19 protein-coding genes are annotated in these 15,425 nt (G+C 73.8%); 9 read left to right on the top strand and 10 right to left on the bottom strand.

What is annotated here, in order from left to right:
- Positions 1–4 precede the first annotated feature (4 nt).
- Positions 5–505: a VOC family protein gene (locus IPM45_00435; protein ID MBK9178033.1), complete on the top strand. Its 501-nt coding sequence runs from the start codon at positions 5–7 to the stop codon at positions 503–505.
- Here the strand turns inward: IPM45_00435 and IPM45_00430 are convergent.
- The 3 genes from IPM45_00430 to IPM45_00420 form a co-directional block, all read right to left on the bottom strand.
- On the bottom strand, positions 488–1,375 hold the full coding sequence (locus IPM45_00430) for a hypothetical protein (GenBank protein ID MBK9178032.1): 888 nt from the start codon (positions 1,373–1,375) through the stop codon (positions 488–490). The two genes, IPM45_00435 and IPM45_00430, sit on opposite strands and share 18 nt — an antisense overlap.
- Positions 1,376–1,401: 26 nt before the next feature.
- Positions 1,402–2,580 (bottom strand): cytochrome P450, encoded by a 1,179-nt coding sequence (locus tag IPM45_00425; GenBank protein ID MBK9178031.1) that lies wholly within the window; start codon positions 2,578–2,580, stop codon positions 1,402–1,404.
- 127 nt (positions 2,581–2,707) lie between these two features.
- Complete coding sequence (locus IPM45_00420) at positions 2,708–3,376, bottom strand: hypothetical protein (protein ID MBK9178030.1); 669 nt, start codon at positions 3,374–3,376, stop codon at positions 2,708–2,710.
- Positions 3,377–3,442: 66 nt separating this feature from the next.
- Between IPM45_00420 and IPM45_00415 the strand changes: the two genes are divergently transcribed.
- The 3 genes from IPM45_00415 to IPM45_00405 are packed head-to-tail and all read left to right on the top strand — an operon-like array spanning position 3,443 to position 5,047.
- Positions 3,443–3,874, top strand: a complete 432-nt coding sequence (locus IPM45_00415) for a hypothetical protein (GenBank protein ID MBK9178029.1) — start codon at positions 3,443–3,445, stop codon at positions 3,872–3,874.
- A gap of 37 nt (positions 3,875–3,911) precedes the next feature.
- Positions 3,912–4,502 (top strand): hypothetical protein, encoded by a 591-nt coding sequence (locus IPM45_00410; GenBank protein ID MBK9178028.1) that lies wholly within the window; start codon positions 3,912–3,914, stop codon positions 4,500–4,502.
- Complete coding sequence (locus IPM45_00405; protein ID MBK9178027.1) at positions 4,484–5,047, top strand: hypothetical protein; 564 nt, start codon at positions 4,484–4,486, stop codon at positions 5,045–5,047. The genes IPM45_00410 and IPM45_00405 overlap by 19 nt, the downstream gene beginning before the upstream one ends.
- Before the next feature lie 12 nt (positions 5,048–5,059).
- On the opposite strand, the gene IPM45_00400 is transcribed toward IPM45_00405, so the two are convergent.
- Positions 5,060–5,833 carry an enoyl-CoA hydratase/isomerase family protein gene (locus IPM45_00400; protein ID MBK9178026.1) on the bottom strand — a complete coding sequence of 258 codons (774 nt, stop codon included), beginning with the start codon at positions 5,831–5,833 and terminating at the stop codon, positions 5,060–5,062.
- 3 nt (positions 5,834–5,836) lie between these two features.
- Positions 5,837–6,259: a hypothetical protein gene (locus IPM45_00395; GenBank protein ID MBK9178025.1), complete on the bottom strand. Its 423-nt coding sequence runs from the start codon at positions 6,257–6,259 to the stop codon at positions 5,837–5,839.
- Between the two features lie 144 nt (positions 6,260–6,403).
- Here IPM45_00395 and IPM45_00390 point away from each other — a divergent pair, with 144 nt between their 5' ends.
- A complete protein-coding gene (locus IPM45_00390; GenBank protein MBK9178024.1) occupies positions 6,404–6,838 on the top strand; it encodes a CBS domain-containing protein in 435 nt (144 codons plus the stop codon).
- 105 nt (positions 6,839–6,943) lie between these two features.
- Here the strand turns inward: IPM45_00390 and IPM45_00385 are convergent, their stop codons facing one another.
- The gene (locus tag IPM45_00385; protein ID MBK9178023.1) at positions 6,944–7,543 is read right to left on the bottom strand and encodes a histidine phosphatase family protein; all 600 of its coding nucleotides are present in this window, start codon (positions 7,541–7,543) and stop codon (positions 6,944–6,946) included.
- Positions 7,544–7,638: 95 nt separating this feature from the next.
- On the opposite strand from IPM45_00385, the gene IPM45_00380 reads away from it, so the two are divergent.
- The gene (locus IPM45_00380; GenBank protein MBK9178022.1) at positions 7,639–8,880 is read left to right on the top strand and encodes a cytochrome P450; all 1,242 of its coding nucleotides are present in this window, start codon (positions 7,639–7,641) and stop codon (positions 8,878–8,880) included.
- 49 nt (positions 8,881–8,929) lie between these two features.
- Here the strand turns inward: IPM45_00380 and IPM45_00375 are convergent, their stop codons facing one another.
- Complete coding sequence (locus IPM45_00375; GenBank protein ID MBK9178021.1) at positions 8,930–9,292, bottom strand: DUF2237 domain-containing protein; 363 nt, start codon at positions 9,290–9,292, stop codon at positions 8,930–8,932.
- Between the two features lie 99 nt (positions 9,293–9,391).
- Here IPM45_00375 and IPM45_00370 point away from each other — a divergent pair, with 99 nt between their 5' ends.
- Both IPM45_00370 and IPM45_00365 read left to right on the top strand, forming a co-directional pair.
- Positions 9,392–10,765, top strand: coding sequence for an FAD-binding oxidoreductase (locus IPM45_00370; protein ID MBK9178020.1), 1,374 nt, complete (start codon positions 9,392–9,394; stop codon positions 10,763–10,765).
- Positions 10,766–10,787: 22 nt separating this feature from the next.
- Complete coding sequence (locus tag IPM45_00365) at positions 10,788–12,341, top strand: acetolactate synthase large subunit (GenBank protein ID MBK9178019.1); 1,554 nt, start codon at positions 10,788–10,790, stop codon at positions 12,339–12,341.
- Between the two features lie 19 nt (positions 12,342–12,360).
- Here IPM45_00365 and IPM45_00360 read toward each other — a convergent pair whose 3' ends face one another.
- Both IPM45_00360 and IPM45_00355 read right to left on the bottom strand, forming a co-directional pair.
- Positions 12,361–12,831 carry a hypothetical protein gene (locus tag IPM45_00360; GenBank protein ID MBK9178018.1) on the bottom strand — a complete coding sequence of 157 codons (471 nt, stop codon included), beginning with the start codon at positions 12,829–12,831 and terminating at the stop codon, positions 12,361–12,363.
- A 113-nt stretch (positions 12,832–12,944) separates the two neighbouring features.
- Positions 12,945–13,211 (bottom strand): hypothetical protein, encoded by a 267-nt coding sequence (locus tag IPM45_00355; protein ID MBK9178017.1) that lies wholly within the window; start codon positions 13,209–13,211, stop codon positions 12,945–12,947.
- Between the two features lie 139 nt (positions 13,212–13,350).
- On the opposite strand from IPM45_00355, the gene IPM45_00350 reads away from it, so the two are divergent.
- Positions 13,351–13,743: a hypothetical protein gene (locus tag IPM45_00350; GenBank protein ID MBK9178016.1), complete on the top strand. Its 393-nt coding sequence runs from the start codon at positions 13,351–13,353 to the stop codon at positions 13,741–13,743.
- 7 nt (positions 13,744–13,750) lie between these two features.
- On the opposite strand, the gene IPM45_00345 is transcribed toward IPM45_00350, so the two are convergent.
- Positions 13,751–15,418 (bottom strand): alpha-D-glucose phosphate-specific phosphoglucomutase, encoded by a 1,668-nt coding sequence (locus IPM45_00345; GenBank protein ID MBK9178015.1) that lies wholly within the window; start codon positions 15,416–15,418, stop codon positions 13,751–13,753.
- Positions 15,419–15,425: the final 7 nt, after the last annotated feature.

Genomic DNA, 15,425 nt, shown 5'->3' with positions numbered 1-15,425 from the left:
CGCCGTGCCCGTCACCGGCTTCCACCACGTGGCCTACGCCTGCCGCGACCTGGCCGCGACCCACCGCTTCTACGACGAGCTGCTCGGGATGCCACTCGTCCACACCGAGGTGAAGCAGCTGGGCGACGGCTTCTTCCGCCACGTGTTCTTCGACACCGGCGACGGCACCAGCATCGCCTTCTTCGACGTCCACGGGGTGGGCGAGCGACCCGGCTGGTCGGCGGCGATCTCCACGGGCAACGGGCTGCCGGTCTGGGTGAACCACGTCGCCTTCGGGGCCGACCCGGCGCGCCAGGAGGCGGTGCGGGCTCGGATGGCGGCCGCCGGGGTCGAGCCGCTGATGGAGGTCGACCACGGCTGGTGCCACTCGCTCTACTACCTCGACCCCAACGGGATCATGGTCGAGCTGTGCCGCGACACCCCGGGCTTCGAGCCCGATCCGGAGACGGCGCGGAGCCGCCTCGGGTCGACCGAGTCGACCGACGAGTCACGCCTCGTCGGCTGAGCGGCGGGATGCGGCCGCCACCGCGGCGGCGAAGCGCTCGGCCGCCCCCGGGGCGTGGTCGAGGAACACCGACGGCTCGGTGAGCTCCAGCTCGAGCACCACGGGCTCCCCACCGGGCCCGGCGACCAGGTCGACCCGGCCGTACAGGAGCGTCGCGGCGCCGCCCGGCACGGCGGCCAGCGCCCGCTCGGCCACCCGGCGCTGCGCGTCGGTCGGCTGGCGGGGGCGGATGTCCTCCTCTGCGAACAGACCCCCGACGATCGACGTGCCGGGCACCAGGAGCGGACCCTTGCGCACCGCGTGGCTCAGCACCCCGCCCAGGTACACCAGCGCGGTCTCGCCCTCCTCGTCGACGGAGGTCAGGTAGGGCTGCACCAGGGCGTGGCGCCCGCCGGCCTGGAGGCGGGCGACGTGCGCGGCGGCATCGTCCCGCTCCCCCGCCCCGTACCGGCCGGCGTCGACCGATCCGGCACCCACGGACGGCTTCACCACCAGGCCTTCGTGCGGCGGGAGGGCGACGGCCTCACCGGGCGCGAACCACGCGCTGTCCGGCACCGGCACGCCCGCCGCCGCCAGATCGCCGAGGTAGCGCTTGTCGGTGTTCCAGCGCAGCACCGCCGCCCGGTTGCGCAGCCGGGTCACGGCCTCGACCGCGACGGCCCAGGCCAGGAACTCGTCGCGGCGCGCGGCGTAGTCCCACGTGGAGCGCACGACGACCAGGCCGAAGCGGGCCCAGTCGACGGCAGGGTCGTCCCAGACGGCCACCTCGGCGCGCACGCCGACCACCGAGAGCGCGCGCAGCAGCGGCGGCAGGTCCTCGTCGAGGTCGCGCGCGCCAGCAGCGGTGACGAGCGCGACGGGACCGGGCACGGGGGTGGGGGGGCCGCCGGCGCTGCTCAGCGCGCCGTGAACCCCAGCCGGAACGAGCGCACGGCCCGGGCGAAGATGTTGGGCTCCACGTCGGGCTCGGTGATCGGCCGGAGCCCGGTGAGGCGCCGGCTCAGCTCGGTGAACAGCACCTGCAGCTCGACGCGGGCGAAGTTCGACCCGAGGCAGAGGTGCGTGCCGAAGCCGAACGAGACGTGGGGGTTGGGGCTGCGGGTGATGTCGAACCGGTAGGGATCGTGGAACACGGCCTCGTCGCGGTTGGCCGACGGGTAGATCAGCATGAGCCGGTCGCCGGCACCGACGGGCTGGCTGCCCACCTCGGCATCGGCCACGGCCCGGCGGAAGAAGTTGTTGAGCGGCGTCACCCAGCGGATGAGCTCCTCGACCGCGGCCGGGGCCAGGTCGGGGTTGGCGGCCAGCTGCTCCCACTGGTCGGGGGCGTCGCAGAACGCCCGGAGCCCGTGCGAGATGAGCGTCCGGGTGGTCTCCGCGCCCCCGGCGATGAACAGGCCGGTCTCGTGGACGACGGCCTCCGGTGGGAGGGGCTGGCCGTCGATCGTGGCGTTCACCCAGATCGAGAGCAGGTCGTCCCTGGGGCAGCCGAGGCGCTCCGGCACCGCCTCCTGCATGGCCGCCACGAACTCGAGGTTCGCGTGCACGAACTCGGTGAACACCGTGCCGTCGCGCATCTGCATGTCGGTGCGCATGAGCCGCTCCGACCAGCTCTTGACGTCGCGCCAGCGCTCCTCGGGGAAGCCGAGGAGCCGGCACGTGAGGCGGGCAGGGAGCTGCGCGGCCAGCTCGTCGATCACCTCGAGCTCGCCCCGCTCGATGAACGCGTCGACCAGCTCGGTGACGAGGGTGCGGAACTCCTCCTCGCGGCCCCGGGCTGCCGCCCTGGTGAACAGGTGCTGCACGAGCATCCGCTGCTGGCGGTGACGGGGGTCGTCCTGGGCGATCATGTTCTGCTCGTCGGGGAACCAGTTGACCCGGTAGCCCTGGCCGCTCACGAACAGGCCGGAGCGCCGCTCCACGTCGACGACGTCGGCGTGGCGGGTGATCCCCCACAGCCCGTTGCGCTCGTCGCGGTACACGGGCTCGTGCCGCCGGGCCCAGCGCAGCTCCTCGTGGGGGTTGCGCTGCCAGAAGTGCGGATCGAGCAGGTCGAGCTCGAGGCGGGGCTCGATGGCGGTCATGGTCTCCCCCTGGGCCGGTGGACCCCCTCTGCTACCACACGCGCGGGACGAGCGGGAACGCCGTGGGGCGGCGGCCCAGGTGGCCGCCGCCCCACGGACGTCCGGGGGGTCGCGGGGATCAGGACGTGATGGCGCTCGGGGTGGCCGACGGCTGGCCGTCCGTGGTGCCGTCGGTCGTGTCGTCGTCGGTCCCACCGCGGTGGGGGCCGCCGGGCCCGAAGCCGGGCCCGTCGGCCGGCAGCTCGCCGTTGACCATCCGGGTGATCCGGTCGGTGATCTCGGCCAGGCGCTCGTCGGCCTCGGCCTGCGTGTGCCGGCCGTCGGCGACCTCCTCGTCGAGGTGCGCCTCGGCCTCGGCCACCATGGCGTCGATCACCGTCTGCGGGTCGACGCCGTTGGCCTGGGCCACGTCGGCGATGCTCTGTCCGGCTTCCAGCGCCTGGCGCAGCTCGTCACCGGTGATCCCGATGGCCGTGGCCGCCGTACCGAGGCCGGCGTGCGGGCCGCCCCGGCCGTGATCGCCATGGCCCGGCGGCGGGCCGGCCTCCCGCAGGGCGGCGATCACGGCATCGGCCTGGGCCTGGGTGATCGTGCCGTCGGCCACGAGCGGGGCGAGCACCTCGCTGAGCCTGGTGCCGGGATCCGCGTCGGGCGCCTGCTCCTCGACCGTCGTGCTGCTGGTGCTCTGCGCGCCGGCGAGCCCGGGCACGCCGAAGGCGAGGCCGGCGGCCGTGCCCCCGAGCAGGCCGGCGACCAGGCCGAGGGCGGCGAGTCGGTTCTTCTTCATCGTGGTTCCTCCTCGTGGGTCCGTCGTGGACGACCTTCACGATGCGGTCCGCCCGCTAGGAGGGGCTTGGCTGCGGGTAAGGGCCGGGTTGGAGCCCGCCCGTCCGTCGGCGAGACGCCCGGCGGCTACCGTCGCACCGCCCCAGCGACACCAGGAGGACCCAGCCAGGCCACGACGTCCACCACCGGGGCCACCTCCACGACGGCCGGGGCCGAGCCGTCGTTCACCGAGCTGGAGGGCCCGTCGACCGTCACCTGCGACCCCGGCGCGTCCACCGTCGTGGCCGAGATCACGTTCGCCACGGCCGACGCCGACACCATCGAGCACACGATCGACGGCGAGGCGCCCGGCGCGCAGGCGGGCTTCGGGCCGTCCGGCACCATCGGCGCCGACCTGCCGTGCGACGGGGGCACCCACGTCGTCGCCGTCACCCCCCTCGGCGCCGGTGGCAGCCAGGGCCCCACCGAGGGCGTCACCATCACCGTCAGCGGCGGGTGACCCCGTCGGCGCCACCGCCGTGGTGCAGGCTGTCGGGGTGGCGGTCGGCGTGTTCCCGGGCTCGTTCAACCCGCTGACCATCGCCCACCTGGCGGTGGCCGAGGCGGCACGGGAGCAGTGCGCCCTCGAACAGGTCGACCTGGCGCTCTCCGTCGACACGCTGGGCAAGCAGCCGGACGACCTGGCCGACCTGGCGCACCGCCAGGCCGCCCTGCTCGACGCGGCGGCGAGCCGGGCGTGGCTGGGCGTGGTCGTCACCGGCGCTCGCCTGCTGGTCGACATGGCGGAGGGCTACGACGTGCTCGTGGTGGGCGCCGACAAGTGGGCGCAGCTCCACGACCCCGCCTGGTACGGATCGACCGAGGCCCGCGACGCGGCGTTGGCGCGGCTCCCCCGACGCATCGCGGTCGCCCCCCGTCCACCCCACCCGCTCCCCCGACCCGGCACGCACGGTGCCGTGGTGTTGCAGCTCCACCCCGACCACCACCGCGTGTCGTCCAGCGCCGTGCGCGCCGGCCGTCGCGAGTGGATGGCCACGGAGGCGGCCGCCATCGACGCCCGTCACGGCGTGTGGGCCACCCCGCGGTCCGAACCCGGAGGAGGCTCGAGATGCGATCAGTCCGAGTGAGGCGCGGCGTGCTGGTCGTGCTGCTCACCGCCCTGGTGGCCGCCGGGGCCGCCTGTGGCGACGACGACGCGTCCGTCGACGCCACCACCTCGGCCCCCACGACCGCGGCCGCCCCGACCGACGTCACCGTGGGAGCCGACGTCGAGCGCCTCTTCGACGAACAGCGCTCGGTGGCAGGGGTGCTGGCCTGGCAGGACGTCACCGACGAGGTGCCGGCCGATCTCCGCACCGCTGCGTCGCCGGCCGGCCTGGTCACGCCGGGAGCGGTGGTCGATGCCCTCGTCGCCGCCGGCGTGATCACCGTGACGACCGAGGAGGGTTCGGCCCCGCCCGCCGTCGCGGTGGCCCTCGACCCCACCGACGCGGGGCGAGAGCTGTTCGTGGTGTGGGTCCGCACGGGCGGCGACGACTCGATCGCCGGCGCCGACTACGTGGTCACGGCGACCAAGCCGGCCGACGAGGGCGGCTCGTACGGCGTGGACGAGCTGCTCAGCCGCACCGCCTGCGGGCGAGGCGTCACCGACGACGGCACCCTCTGCACCTGATCGCCCCGGGCCTCAGCGGTCGCCGAACCGGGCCGGACGCTTCTCCAGGAACGACGAGATGCCCTCCTGGGCGTCGGCGGTCTGGCTCGCCGACGACATCAGCTCGATGGCGTACGCGTACGCCTTCGGCTGGTCGAGATCGATCTGCGCGTAGAAGCCCTGCTTGCCGAGCCCCTTCGACAGCGCCGACCCGCGGGTCGCCCGGGTGATGAGGTCGAGGGCCGCGTGGTCGAGCTCTCCCGCCGGCACCACCCGGTTCACGAGCCCCCACTCGGCGGCCGTGCGGGCGTCGACGGGGTCACCGGTCATGGCCATCTCCAGCGCCCGCTTGCGGCCGATGTTGCGCGCCACGGCGACGAGAGGCGTGTGGCAGAACAGCCCGCCCCTGCCGCCCGGGATGCAGAACGCGGCATCGTCGGCGGCGACGGCGAGATCGCAGGTGGCCACCAGCTGGCAGCCGGCGGCCGTCGCCAGCGCGTGCACCTTGGCCAGCACCGGCTGAGGGATCGACTGGACGGTGTCCATCATCTCGGTGCACACCTGGAACAGCCGGCGGACCTCCCCGAGGCCGGCGCCCCGCAGGTCGGCGAAGCTGTGCCCGGCCGAGAACACCGGCCCGGTGGCGGCGAGGATCACGCCTCGGGCATCGCCGCGGCCGACGTCGACCAGCGCGTCGGTGAGCTCGAGCATCACGTCGCGCGCCAGCGCGTTGCGCGTCTCGGGTCGGTTCAGGGTGATCGTGGCGATCGGCCCCTCCCGGCCCACGAGGAGGTGCTGGTAGGCCATGGATCAGGCCGCGACGGCGCCCAGCACCCGGTCGACGAACTCGCGGGCCCCGCCCTCGAGGTCGTTGCGCTTGATGGCCATCCCCCCGAGCACCTCCGCCCCTCGGCCCTCGACGATCCGGGTCAGCTTGTCGAGGGTCTTGCCCACGTCGACCGCGTAGGTGACGAAGACCACGGCCTTCTTCCCGACCATGGCCGGCAGCTGCTTGAGCCGCCCGGCCCGGCCGGGCCGCTGCCCCACGAAGATCAGGCCGTCGGTCCAGCTCCCCACCACCACGAGCTCGGCCTCGGCGAGGGCCTGGTGGTCGATCGCCGTGATCGAGCAGACGGTGGTGTCCACCCCTGCTCGCTCGAGCTCGGCTCCCATCACCTCGGCGGCACGCCGGGTGTTCCCGGTGAGGCTCTCGTGGATGACGATGGCGTGCACGGCGCTCCTCCGGCGATGACCCGGCACCGGTGGCCCGGCCCGGTTCCCGGCCCCATCATGGCCCAGCACGCGGGGCCGGTTGGTGCGATCATGGGTCGTCCTGGGCGGGGGGCCCGGGCGTCCAGCACGGGAGGGGGACCGCTGATGCAGGTCACCAGGCTGCTCCGCGGCAAGGGCACGTACGTCTTCACGGTGTCCTCGGACGCCGTCGTCCGAGAGGTCGTGGCCAACCTGACGCTGCACGGGGTCGGCGCGCTCGTCGTGTCCGACGACGGCCGCTCCATCGCCGGCATCGTGTCCGAGCGCGATGTCGTGCGCCGCCTGCACGAGGAGGGCCCCGCCATCCTCGATGCCCGGGTGGCCGACATCATGACCACCGAGGTGCACACCTGCTCCCCCGACGACGACGTCGAGCAGCTGATGGCACTGATGACCGAGCAGCGGGTGCGCCACGTGCCCGTCGTCGTGGAGGGCGAGCTGGCCGGGATCGTCAGCATCGGCGACGTCGTCAAGAGCCGGATCGGCGAGCTCGAGTCCGAACGGAAGGCCCTCGTCGAGTACATCACCTGGCCCCGGTAGGCGCCGGAGTCTCCTCGCGCGCCACCATGCAGCGACCCCCGGTGCGCCGGCCGGGTGGCACGCGGGTTCGGGCTGCGATCGCTGGACGCTGCAGCTTCCCTGTCGTCAGGTGCTCGGCCTCGGCGGGCGGGGCACGAAGAACCCGACGAGGCGAGCAGTCCCGGGCGCGAGATCAGCCCACGACACGTCGAACGTCAGGTGGGCCAGGGCAGCCGTGGGGAACCTCTCGGCGAGCAGTGCACGGGGCTCGGCTGCGCCCGTACCGACGAGCGAGACCGCCAGGTCCTCCGTCCCCGGGTTGTGACCCACGAGCAGGACGCTCCGGACATGAGGGTCGATTCGACGGAGGCAGCCGAGCAGGGTGTCGGCGTCCGCCAGGTACACGTCCTGCTCGATGGAGATCTCGGCATCCTCGGGCAACGCCTGCCGGATTCCCGCCAGCGTCTCGGTCGTTCGGCGGGCCGACGAGCAGATCACCAGATCAGGGTGGGCGCCGATCTGGCGGAGATGCTCGCGGAGCCGTCGCACGGCCTTCTCGCCGCGGGGCGCCAGCGGTCGGTCGTGGTCGGGAAGTGCAGGGTCGTCCCAGCTCGACTTGGCATGGCGGAGGAGGAACAGGTGGCGGCGCACGGGAGCATGGTCGCGCCGCCGGGCACCGAAGGGATGAGCCGAGGCGAGGCCGCGCTCTGCGGTTCCTGGGGCCATCGTCACCATCAGTGCGTTGCCAGGCCTGGCGATCACACCCCTCCCCGCGTGCGGCATGCTGGGACCCCGGACGAGGGGGAGGTACCAGGGTGAGCATGACCGTGAGCGAGGCCGGACGGGTCTTCACGTCGCCGGCGGCCTACGCCGACGAGGCGTACTTCCACGAGGCCTGCACGATCCTGCGGCGGGAGGACCCCGTGCACTGGGTCGACGTCGAGGGGTTCCGCCCCTTCTGGGCGCTGACCAGGCACGCCGACGTGTTCGAGATCGAGACGAAGCACGAGATCTTCCTGAACGCCCCCCGCCCGATCCTCGGCCCCGAGGAGGGCGACATCCGCCGCGACGAGCAGGGCGACCTGCTCCGCACCCTGATCCACATGGACGAGCCCGACCACCGCTTCTACCGGGGGCTGGCCTCGGACTGGTTCCTCCCCAAGAACCTGAAGAAGCTCGAGCCGCGCCTGCAGGAGCTGGCCCGCCGCTCCGTCGACCAGATGCAGGAGCTGGGCGGCGAGTGCGACTTCTTCCAGGACGTGGCCATGCACTACCCCCTGCAGGTGATCCTGTCGATCCTCGGGCTGCCCGAGAGCGACTACCCGCGGATGCTGAAGCTCACCCAGGAGATGTTCGGGTCGGCCGACCCCGACCTGCAGCGCGGCCAGGACATGGACGACCTGATCGCCGTCATCACCGACTTCTTCGCGTACTTCACGGCGCTCACGGCCGAGCGACGCGCCCACCCCACCGACGACCTCGCCTCCGTCCTGGCCAACGCCACCAAGGACGGCGAGTACCTGGGCGACATGGAGCTGATCTCCTACTACGTGATCGCGGCGACGGCGGGCCACGACACCACCAGCTCGGCGATCGGCGGCGGGATGCGGGCGCTGCTCGAGCACCCCGACCAGCTGGCACGCCTGAAGGACGACCTGTCGCTCATGAGCACCGCGGTCGACGAGATGATCCGGTGGGTCACCCCGGTGAAGCAGTTCATGCGCACCGCCACCGTCGACCACGACCTGCGCGGCACCAGGATCGAGGCCGGCCAGGCGGTGCTCCTCTCGTACCCCTCCGCGAACCGCGACGAGGAGGTGTTCGGCAACCCGTTCACCTTCGACGTGGGCCGGTTCCCCAACAAGCACCTGGCCTTCGGCTTCGGGATCCACTACTGCCTCGGAGCCATGCTCGCCCGCATGGAGATGAAGGCCCTCTACGAGGAGCTGCTCCCCCGCCTCGAGTGGATCGAGCCGGCGGGCGAGCCGGCCATGATGCAGACCCTGTTCGTGGGCGGCCCCAAGCGCGTGCCGATCCGCTACGGGGTCCGTCCGGGCGCCTGATCCACCCCGTGGCCGGGTCCCCCGGCGCCGCCAGCAGCGTCCACGGCCCTCACCCGTCGGCGGCGTGGGCGCGCAGCTCGTCGAGGGTCGCCCACTCGAGGGCTCCGGCATGGGTCGCCTCCAGCACCACCGGGGGGGCGCACCCGGCGTCCAGGGCCTCCTTCCAGCGGGCGGCACAGAGGCACCAGCGGTCACCCGGCACCAGCCCGGGGAAGCCGTACCGGGGCACCGGCGTCGAGAGGTCGTTGCCCTGCGCCTTCGAGAACGCCAGGAACTCCGCCGTCACGCGGGCGCACACGACGTGCACGCCCGTGTCGTCCGAGCCGGTGTCGCAGCAGCCGGTGCGGTAGAAGCCCGTCAGCGGCTGCGTCCCGCAGGTCTGCAGGTCGCCGCCCAGCACGTTCCTCGCCATGGTCTCCGACTCCACCACAGGCGGCCGGCCCGCGGCCACTCGGCCCCTGGTCCGGCACGCGGGTAGGTTCCAGGGCCGACGCCCGAAGGGGGAGGAGCCATGGCCGGCACCGCCCAGCTCCTGATCGACATCGTCGGCGACGCCAACGTGCTCACCGACGGCGAGATCGCCGACGACTACACGCACGACGAGGCGCTCACGGCCGAGCACCGGGCCCCCGCGGCCGTGGTCAAGCCGGCCTCGACCGCCGAGGTCGCGGCCGTGCTGCGGGTCGCCAACGAGCTGGGCGTCCCCGTGACCGCCCGCGGCTCGGGCACCGGTCTGTCAGGGGCGTGCGTCGCGGCGCCGGGGGGGCTGCTCCTGTCCCTGGAGCGGATGAGCTCGATCCTCGAGGTCGACACCGAGAACCACGTGGCCGTCGTCCAGCCCGGCGTCACCCTCGACGAGCTCGACGACGCGATCGCGCCCCACGGGCTCGTCTACCCCGTCTACCCGGGCGAGAACAGCGCGAGCCTCGGCGGCAACGTCGCCACCAACGCCGGCGGGATGCGGGCCGTGAAGCACGGCGTGACCCGACACCACGTGCTCGGCCTCGAGGCGGTGCTCGCCACCGGTGAGGTGATCCGCGCCGGCGGCCGCTTCGTGAAGGCCACGAGCGGCTACGACCTCACCCAGCTGCTCATCGGGTCGGAGGGCACGCTGGCCGTGGTGACCGAGATCACCCTGAAGCTGCACCCCCGGCTGGCCCACCAGGCGACGGTGCTGGCGCCGTTCAGGACGCTGGGCGAGGTCACCGCAGCGGTCCCCCGCATCGTCGACAGCGCGGTGCAGCCCCTGATCCTCGAGTACGTCGACCAGCTCGCCATGGCGGCCACCACCGCCGACGTCGGCCTCGACCTGGGGATCCCCGAGGAGGTGCGCGACGCCGCGCTGGCGTACCTGTTCGTGGTGGTCGAGGGGAGCCGGGCGGACCGCCTCGACGAGGACGTGCTGGCCGTGAGCGGGCTGCTCCTCGAGCTCGGGGCCATCGACGCGTACGTGCTGCCACCCCATGCCGGCGCCCAGCTGCTCGAGGCCCGTGAGAAGGCCTTCTGGATGGCCAAGCAGGCCGGGGCCGACGACATCATCGACGTGGTGGTGCCGCGAGCCTCGATCCCCGACTACCTGGCGTCGGTGTCGGCGCTGGCCGCCGAGCACGGCGCCATCGTGGCCGGTGCCGGCCACGCCGGCGACGGCAACGTGCACCTCGCCGTCTTCCAGCCCGATCCCGAGGCTCGCAGCCGGCTGCTGCGCGGCATCTTCGAGACCGGGATGGCCCTCGGTGGCGCCATCTCGGCCGAGCACGGCATCGGGACGGAGAAGATGCCCTACTTCCTCCAGCTCGAGGACCCGGTGAAGCTCGACCTCATGCGCCGCATCAAGGCGGCGTTCGACCCCAAGGGCATCCTCAACCCCGGCACCCTGCTGGGCTGATCATCGACCGTCCGAGAGGAACATGGTGAACGGCGCCCAGGCCCTCATCCGCACGCTCGTCGGCTCCGGCGTCGACACGTGCTTCACCAACCCCGGCACGTCCGAGATGCACTTCGTGGCAGCCCTCGACACGGTCCCGCGGATGCGCGCGGTGCTCGGGCTCTTCGAGGGCGTGGTCACGGGTGCGGCCGACGGCTACGGCCGCATGGCCGGCCGCCCGGCGACCACGCTGCTCCACCTCGGCCCGGGGCTCGGCAACGGCCTGGCCAACCTCCACAACGCCCGGCGGGCCCACACGCCGGTCGTCAACGTCGTGGGCGACCACGCCACGTACCACCGGCGCTTCGACGCCCCGTTGCAGTCCGACATCGAGAGCATCGCGCGGGGCGTGTCGGGCTGGGTCTGCGCCTCGACCCACGCCGGGCGGGTGGCGGCCGATGCGGCGGCCGCCGTGGCAGCCGCGGCCGGGCCGCCCGGGCAGGTGGCCACCTTGATCCTGCCGGCCGACGTCTCCTGGGACGAGGCCGGCGCGCCCGCACCACCGGTGGCGGTGCCGGGCCCGCAGCCCGTCCCCGCCGACGTGGTCGCCGCCGTCGCCGCCGCCCTCCGCTCCGAGGAGCCCGCCGCACTGCTGCTGGGCGGGGCGGCCGTGCGCCGACGCGGGCTGGAGGCGGCCGGGCGGGTCTCGGCGGCCAGCGGGGCCAGGCTGCTGGCCGAGACGTTCCCGGCCCGCCTCGAGCGGGGGGCGGGGCTCCCGGCCGTCGACCGCCTGGCGTACCTGGCCGAGTTCGCCCAGATGCAGCTGGACGGGCTGCGCCACCTGGTGATCGCCGACGCCAGGGCCCCGGTGTCGTTCTTCGCGTACCCCGGCAAGGCCAGCGACCTGGTGCCCGACGGGTGCGCGGTCCACGTGCTGGGCGGGCCGGCCGACGACGCCGTGGGGGCCCTCGAAGCCCTGGCCGAGGCCCTGGGCGCACCGCCGGAGCCCGCCCGGCAGCCCGCGGCCAGGCCGCCCCGGCCCTCCGGCCCGCTGACGGCCCAGACCATCGCCGCCGCCGTCGGTGCCGTGCTGCCCGAGGGGGCGATCATCTCCGACGAGGGCAACACCTCGGGGCTGTTCCTGGCGGGCGCCACGGCCGGCGCCCCTCCGCACGACCTGCTCACGCTCACCGGGGGCGCCATCGGCCAGGGGCTCCCGGTGGCCCTCGGCGCCGCGGTCGCCTGCCCCGACCGGCCCGTCCTGGCCCTCGAGGCCGACGGGAGCGCCATGTACACGCTGCAGGCCCTGTGGACCATGGCCCGCGAAGGACTCGACGTCACGACCCTCGTCCTGAACAACCGGTCCTACGCCGTGCTCGACATGGAGCTGGGTCGGGTGGGAGCGGAGCCGGGTCCGGTCGCCACCGGCCTGTTCGACCTGTCGCACCCGCCCCTCGACTTCGTGCGGCTCGCCCAGGGCATGGGTGTGCCGGCGAGCCGGGCCGAGACGGCCGAGGACCTCGCCGATCGGCTCGAGCGGGCCCTCGCCGAGCCCGGGCCGACGCTCATCGAGGCGGTGCTTCCCCGGGCGTTCTGACCGGGCCCGGCCGGGCCAGTCAGGTGAGGCCGAACCAGGGCGGGGCGGCCAGGTCGGCCTCGAACGCCGCCCGGTCATCGGGGTCGGCGATGGCCCGGCCCGCCTCCGCGGCCGCCCGCCGGTGCCGGGTCGCGGCCCGCAGGTCGCCCGCGGCCGCCTCGGCCCGCGCCAGGGCCTCGTGGGCGTAGGCCAGGTCGTAGTCGCTGATCACGTACTCGGTGCAGATCGCGAGGCACCGCTCGGCATGGCGCCGGGCCTCCTCACCATGCCCCAGCACGGCGTATGCCCGCGAGATGAGCCAGGCGCCACGCGCCTGGTGCACGGCCGAGGCGCCCTCGGCGTAGCGCCAGTGGTAGGCCGAGCCGTGGGCCGCGTCGACCATCTCCTCGTCGTCGGCCAGCGAGCGCGACGCCGTCTCGAGCAGCTGCCAGGCCCGCTGGTTCAGTGCCATCGCGAGCCGTCGGTGCTCGTCGGGCCCGATCTCGATCATCGTCCCGCCAGGGCGACGGCCGGAGCCGAGAGGGCCACCGGCAGGCACCGGTGCTGGTCGAACGCGTCCTGCACTCCCGGCACGGGCGCACCCTCCGGCCGCGGGCAGGCCGGCTACTCGACGCGGAGCTGCGAGATCAGCTCCGCCTTGGCCGCCTCGAGCTCGTCGAGGTCGATCTCGCCGTCGTCGTAGCGCCGGTGCACCTCGCCCAGGCGGCGGATCACCTCTTCCTCGGTGAGGGTCGAGTCGGCGGGCTCGGCGCCGTCCGCCGGCTCGACCTCGCGGTCGGTGCGACCCTCGCGCCGCTCGCGCTTCGCGGCGGCCCTCTCCTTGCGCTGCTTGTCGATCTCGCGCTTGGCCTTGCTCGTCCTCGAAACCATGCGGGCTCCCGTGGGCCCCGGCGGCCCGGGACGCCCGACCAGGCTACCGGCTCCCCCGGGGGGCTCCTCCCCTCGCGCCGGCGGCGGCGGGATCGAGCGGGCGCGGCTACCGTGCGCCGGTCACCACGAGGAGGTCGGCATGGCACAGGACGAGACCATCGAGGACGGGGCCGGCGACGGTGTCGTGGAGACCGTCGAGGAGGAGCTCGTCGACCTGGACGGCGACGGCACCCCCGACGGCGTGCGGGTCACCGAGACCACCGCGATCGACATCGACGGCGACGGGGTGACCGACCTCGTCGGGATCACCGAGACCGTCGTGCTCGACGTCGACGGCGACGGCATCCCCGACCTGGTGCAGGTGACCGAGACCACCGCCATGGACGTCGACGGCGACGGCATCCCCGATGCCGTCGAGATCACCCGCACGACCGCGGTCGACGTCGACGGCGACGGCGAGCTCGACGCCGTCACGGTCGAGGAGATCGACATGACCGACCTGAACGGCTCGGCCGCCGACGACAGGGCGTGACCACGGCTCAGCGGCGGGCGCCCGCCACGTGCTGGAGGGCCCCGGCCACGATCGCCTGGGCCTCGTCGATCACCCGCTCGAGGTGCGCCTCGTCGCGGAAGCTCTCCGCGTACACCTTGTAGACGTCCTCGGTGCCCGACGGCCTGGCCGCGAACCAGCCGCTGGCGGCCACCACCTTGAGGCCCCCGAGCGGCGCGCCGCCCGCCGGGGCGCTGGTGAGCATGGCCAGGATCGGCTCGCCGGCCAGCTCGGTGTCGGTGACCTGCTCCGGCGACAGCGACGCCAGCGCGGCCTTCTCCTCCGGCGTGGCCGGCGCGTCGATCCGCCGGTAGGCGGGATCGCCGAAGCGCTCGGTGAGCGCGGCGTACCGCTCGCCCGGGTCGAGCCCGGTGCGGGCCGTCATCTCGGCGGCCAGCAGGCCGAGGATGAGCCCGTCCTTGTCGGTCGTCCACACCGAGCCGTCGAGCCGGAGGAACGACGCCCCTGCGCTCTCCTCGCCCCCGAAGCCGAGCGTGCCGTCGTAGAGCCCGCCGGAGAACCACTTGAACCCCACGGGCACCTCCAGCAGCGTCCGCCCCAGGTCGGCCGCGACCCGGTCGATCATGCTGCTCGACACCATGGTCTTGCCCACCGCCGCACCAGCCGGCCAACCCGGCCGGTTGGCGAAGAGGTAGTCGATGGCAACCGCCAGGTAGTGGTTGGGCGGGAGCAGCCCGGCGCCGCGGGTCACGATGCCGTGGCGGTCGGCGTCGGTGTCGTTGGCGAAGGCCACGTCGAAGTCGTCCTTCAGCGCGATCAGCGAGGCCATGGCGTACGGGGACGAGCAGTCCATCCGGATCTTGCCGTCCCAGTCGAGGGTCATGAAGCGGAAGGTGGGATCGACCGACGGGTTCACGACCGTCAGGTCGAGGTCGTACCGGTCGGCGATGGCACCCCAGTAGCCCACGCTGGCCCCACCGAGCGGGTCGGCGCCCAGGTGGAGGCCGGCCGCTCGGATGGCATCGAGGTCGACCACCCGCTCCAAGTCGGCGACGTAGGCGCCCACGAAGTCGTGCCGGTGGACCCGGTCGCGCGCCCGCTCGACGGGCGTGCGCGCCACACCCGCCAGGTCGGCGACCAGCAGGGCGTTGGCCCGATCCTGGATCCACCTCGTCACGTCGGTGTCCGCCGGACCGCCTGACGGGGGGTTGTACTTGAAGCCACCATCCGCAGGCGGGTTGTGCGACGGCGTCACCACCACCCCGTCGGCCAGGCCCGACCGCCGACCGCGGTTGTAGGTGAGGATGGCGTGCGAGATGGCGGGGGTGGGCGTGTAGCCGTCGGCCGCGTCCACCAAGACCTCGACGCCGTTCGCCACCAGCACCTCCAGCGCGCTGTCCGTGGCCGGGCCCGAGACGGCGTGGGTGTCACGGCCCAGGTAGAGGGGGCCGTCGATCCCCTGGGCGGCCCGGTGGTCGCAGATCGCCTGGGTGGTCGCCAGGATGTGCCACTCGTTGAAGGTCCTGGTGAGGGGCGATCCGCGGTGGCCCGACGTGCCGAACGACACCCGCTGGGCGGGCACCGACGGGTCGGGACGGTCGTCGGCGTACGCCCGGAGGAGCTCCCCCACGTCGACCAGCACCTCGGCAGGTGCAGGGGTTCCGGCCAGGGGGCTCACGTGCGCATCGGAGGCCATGGCCCGG

The organism is Acidimicrobiales bacterium (assembly GCA_016716005.1).
GTDB lineage: Bacteria > Actinomycetota > Acidimicrobiia > Acidimicrobiales > JADJXE01 > JADJXE01.
This window is presented reverse-complemented; position numbering and strand designations above follow the sequence as displayed.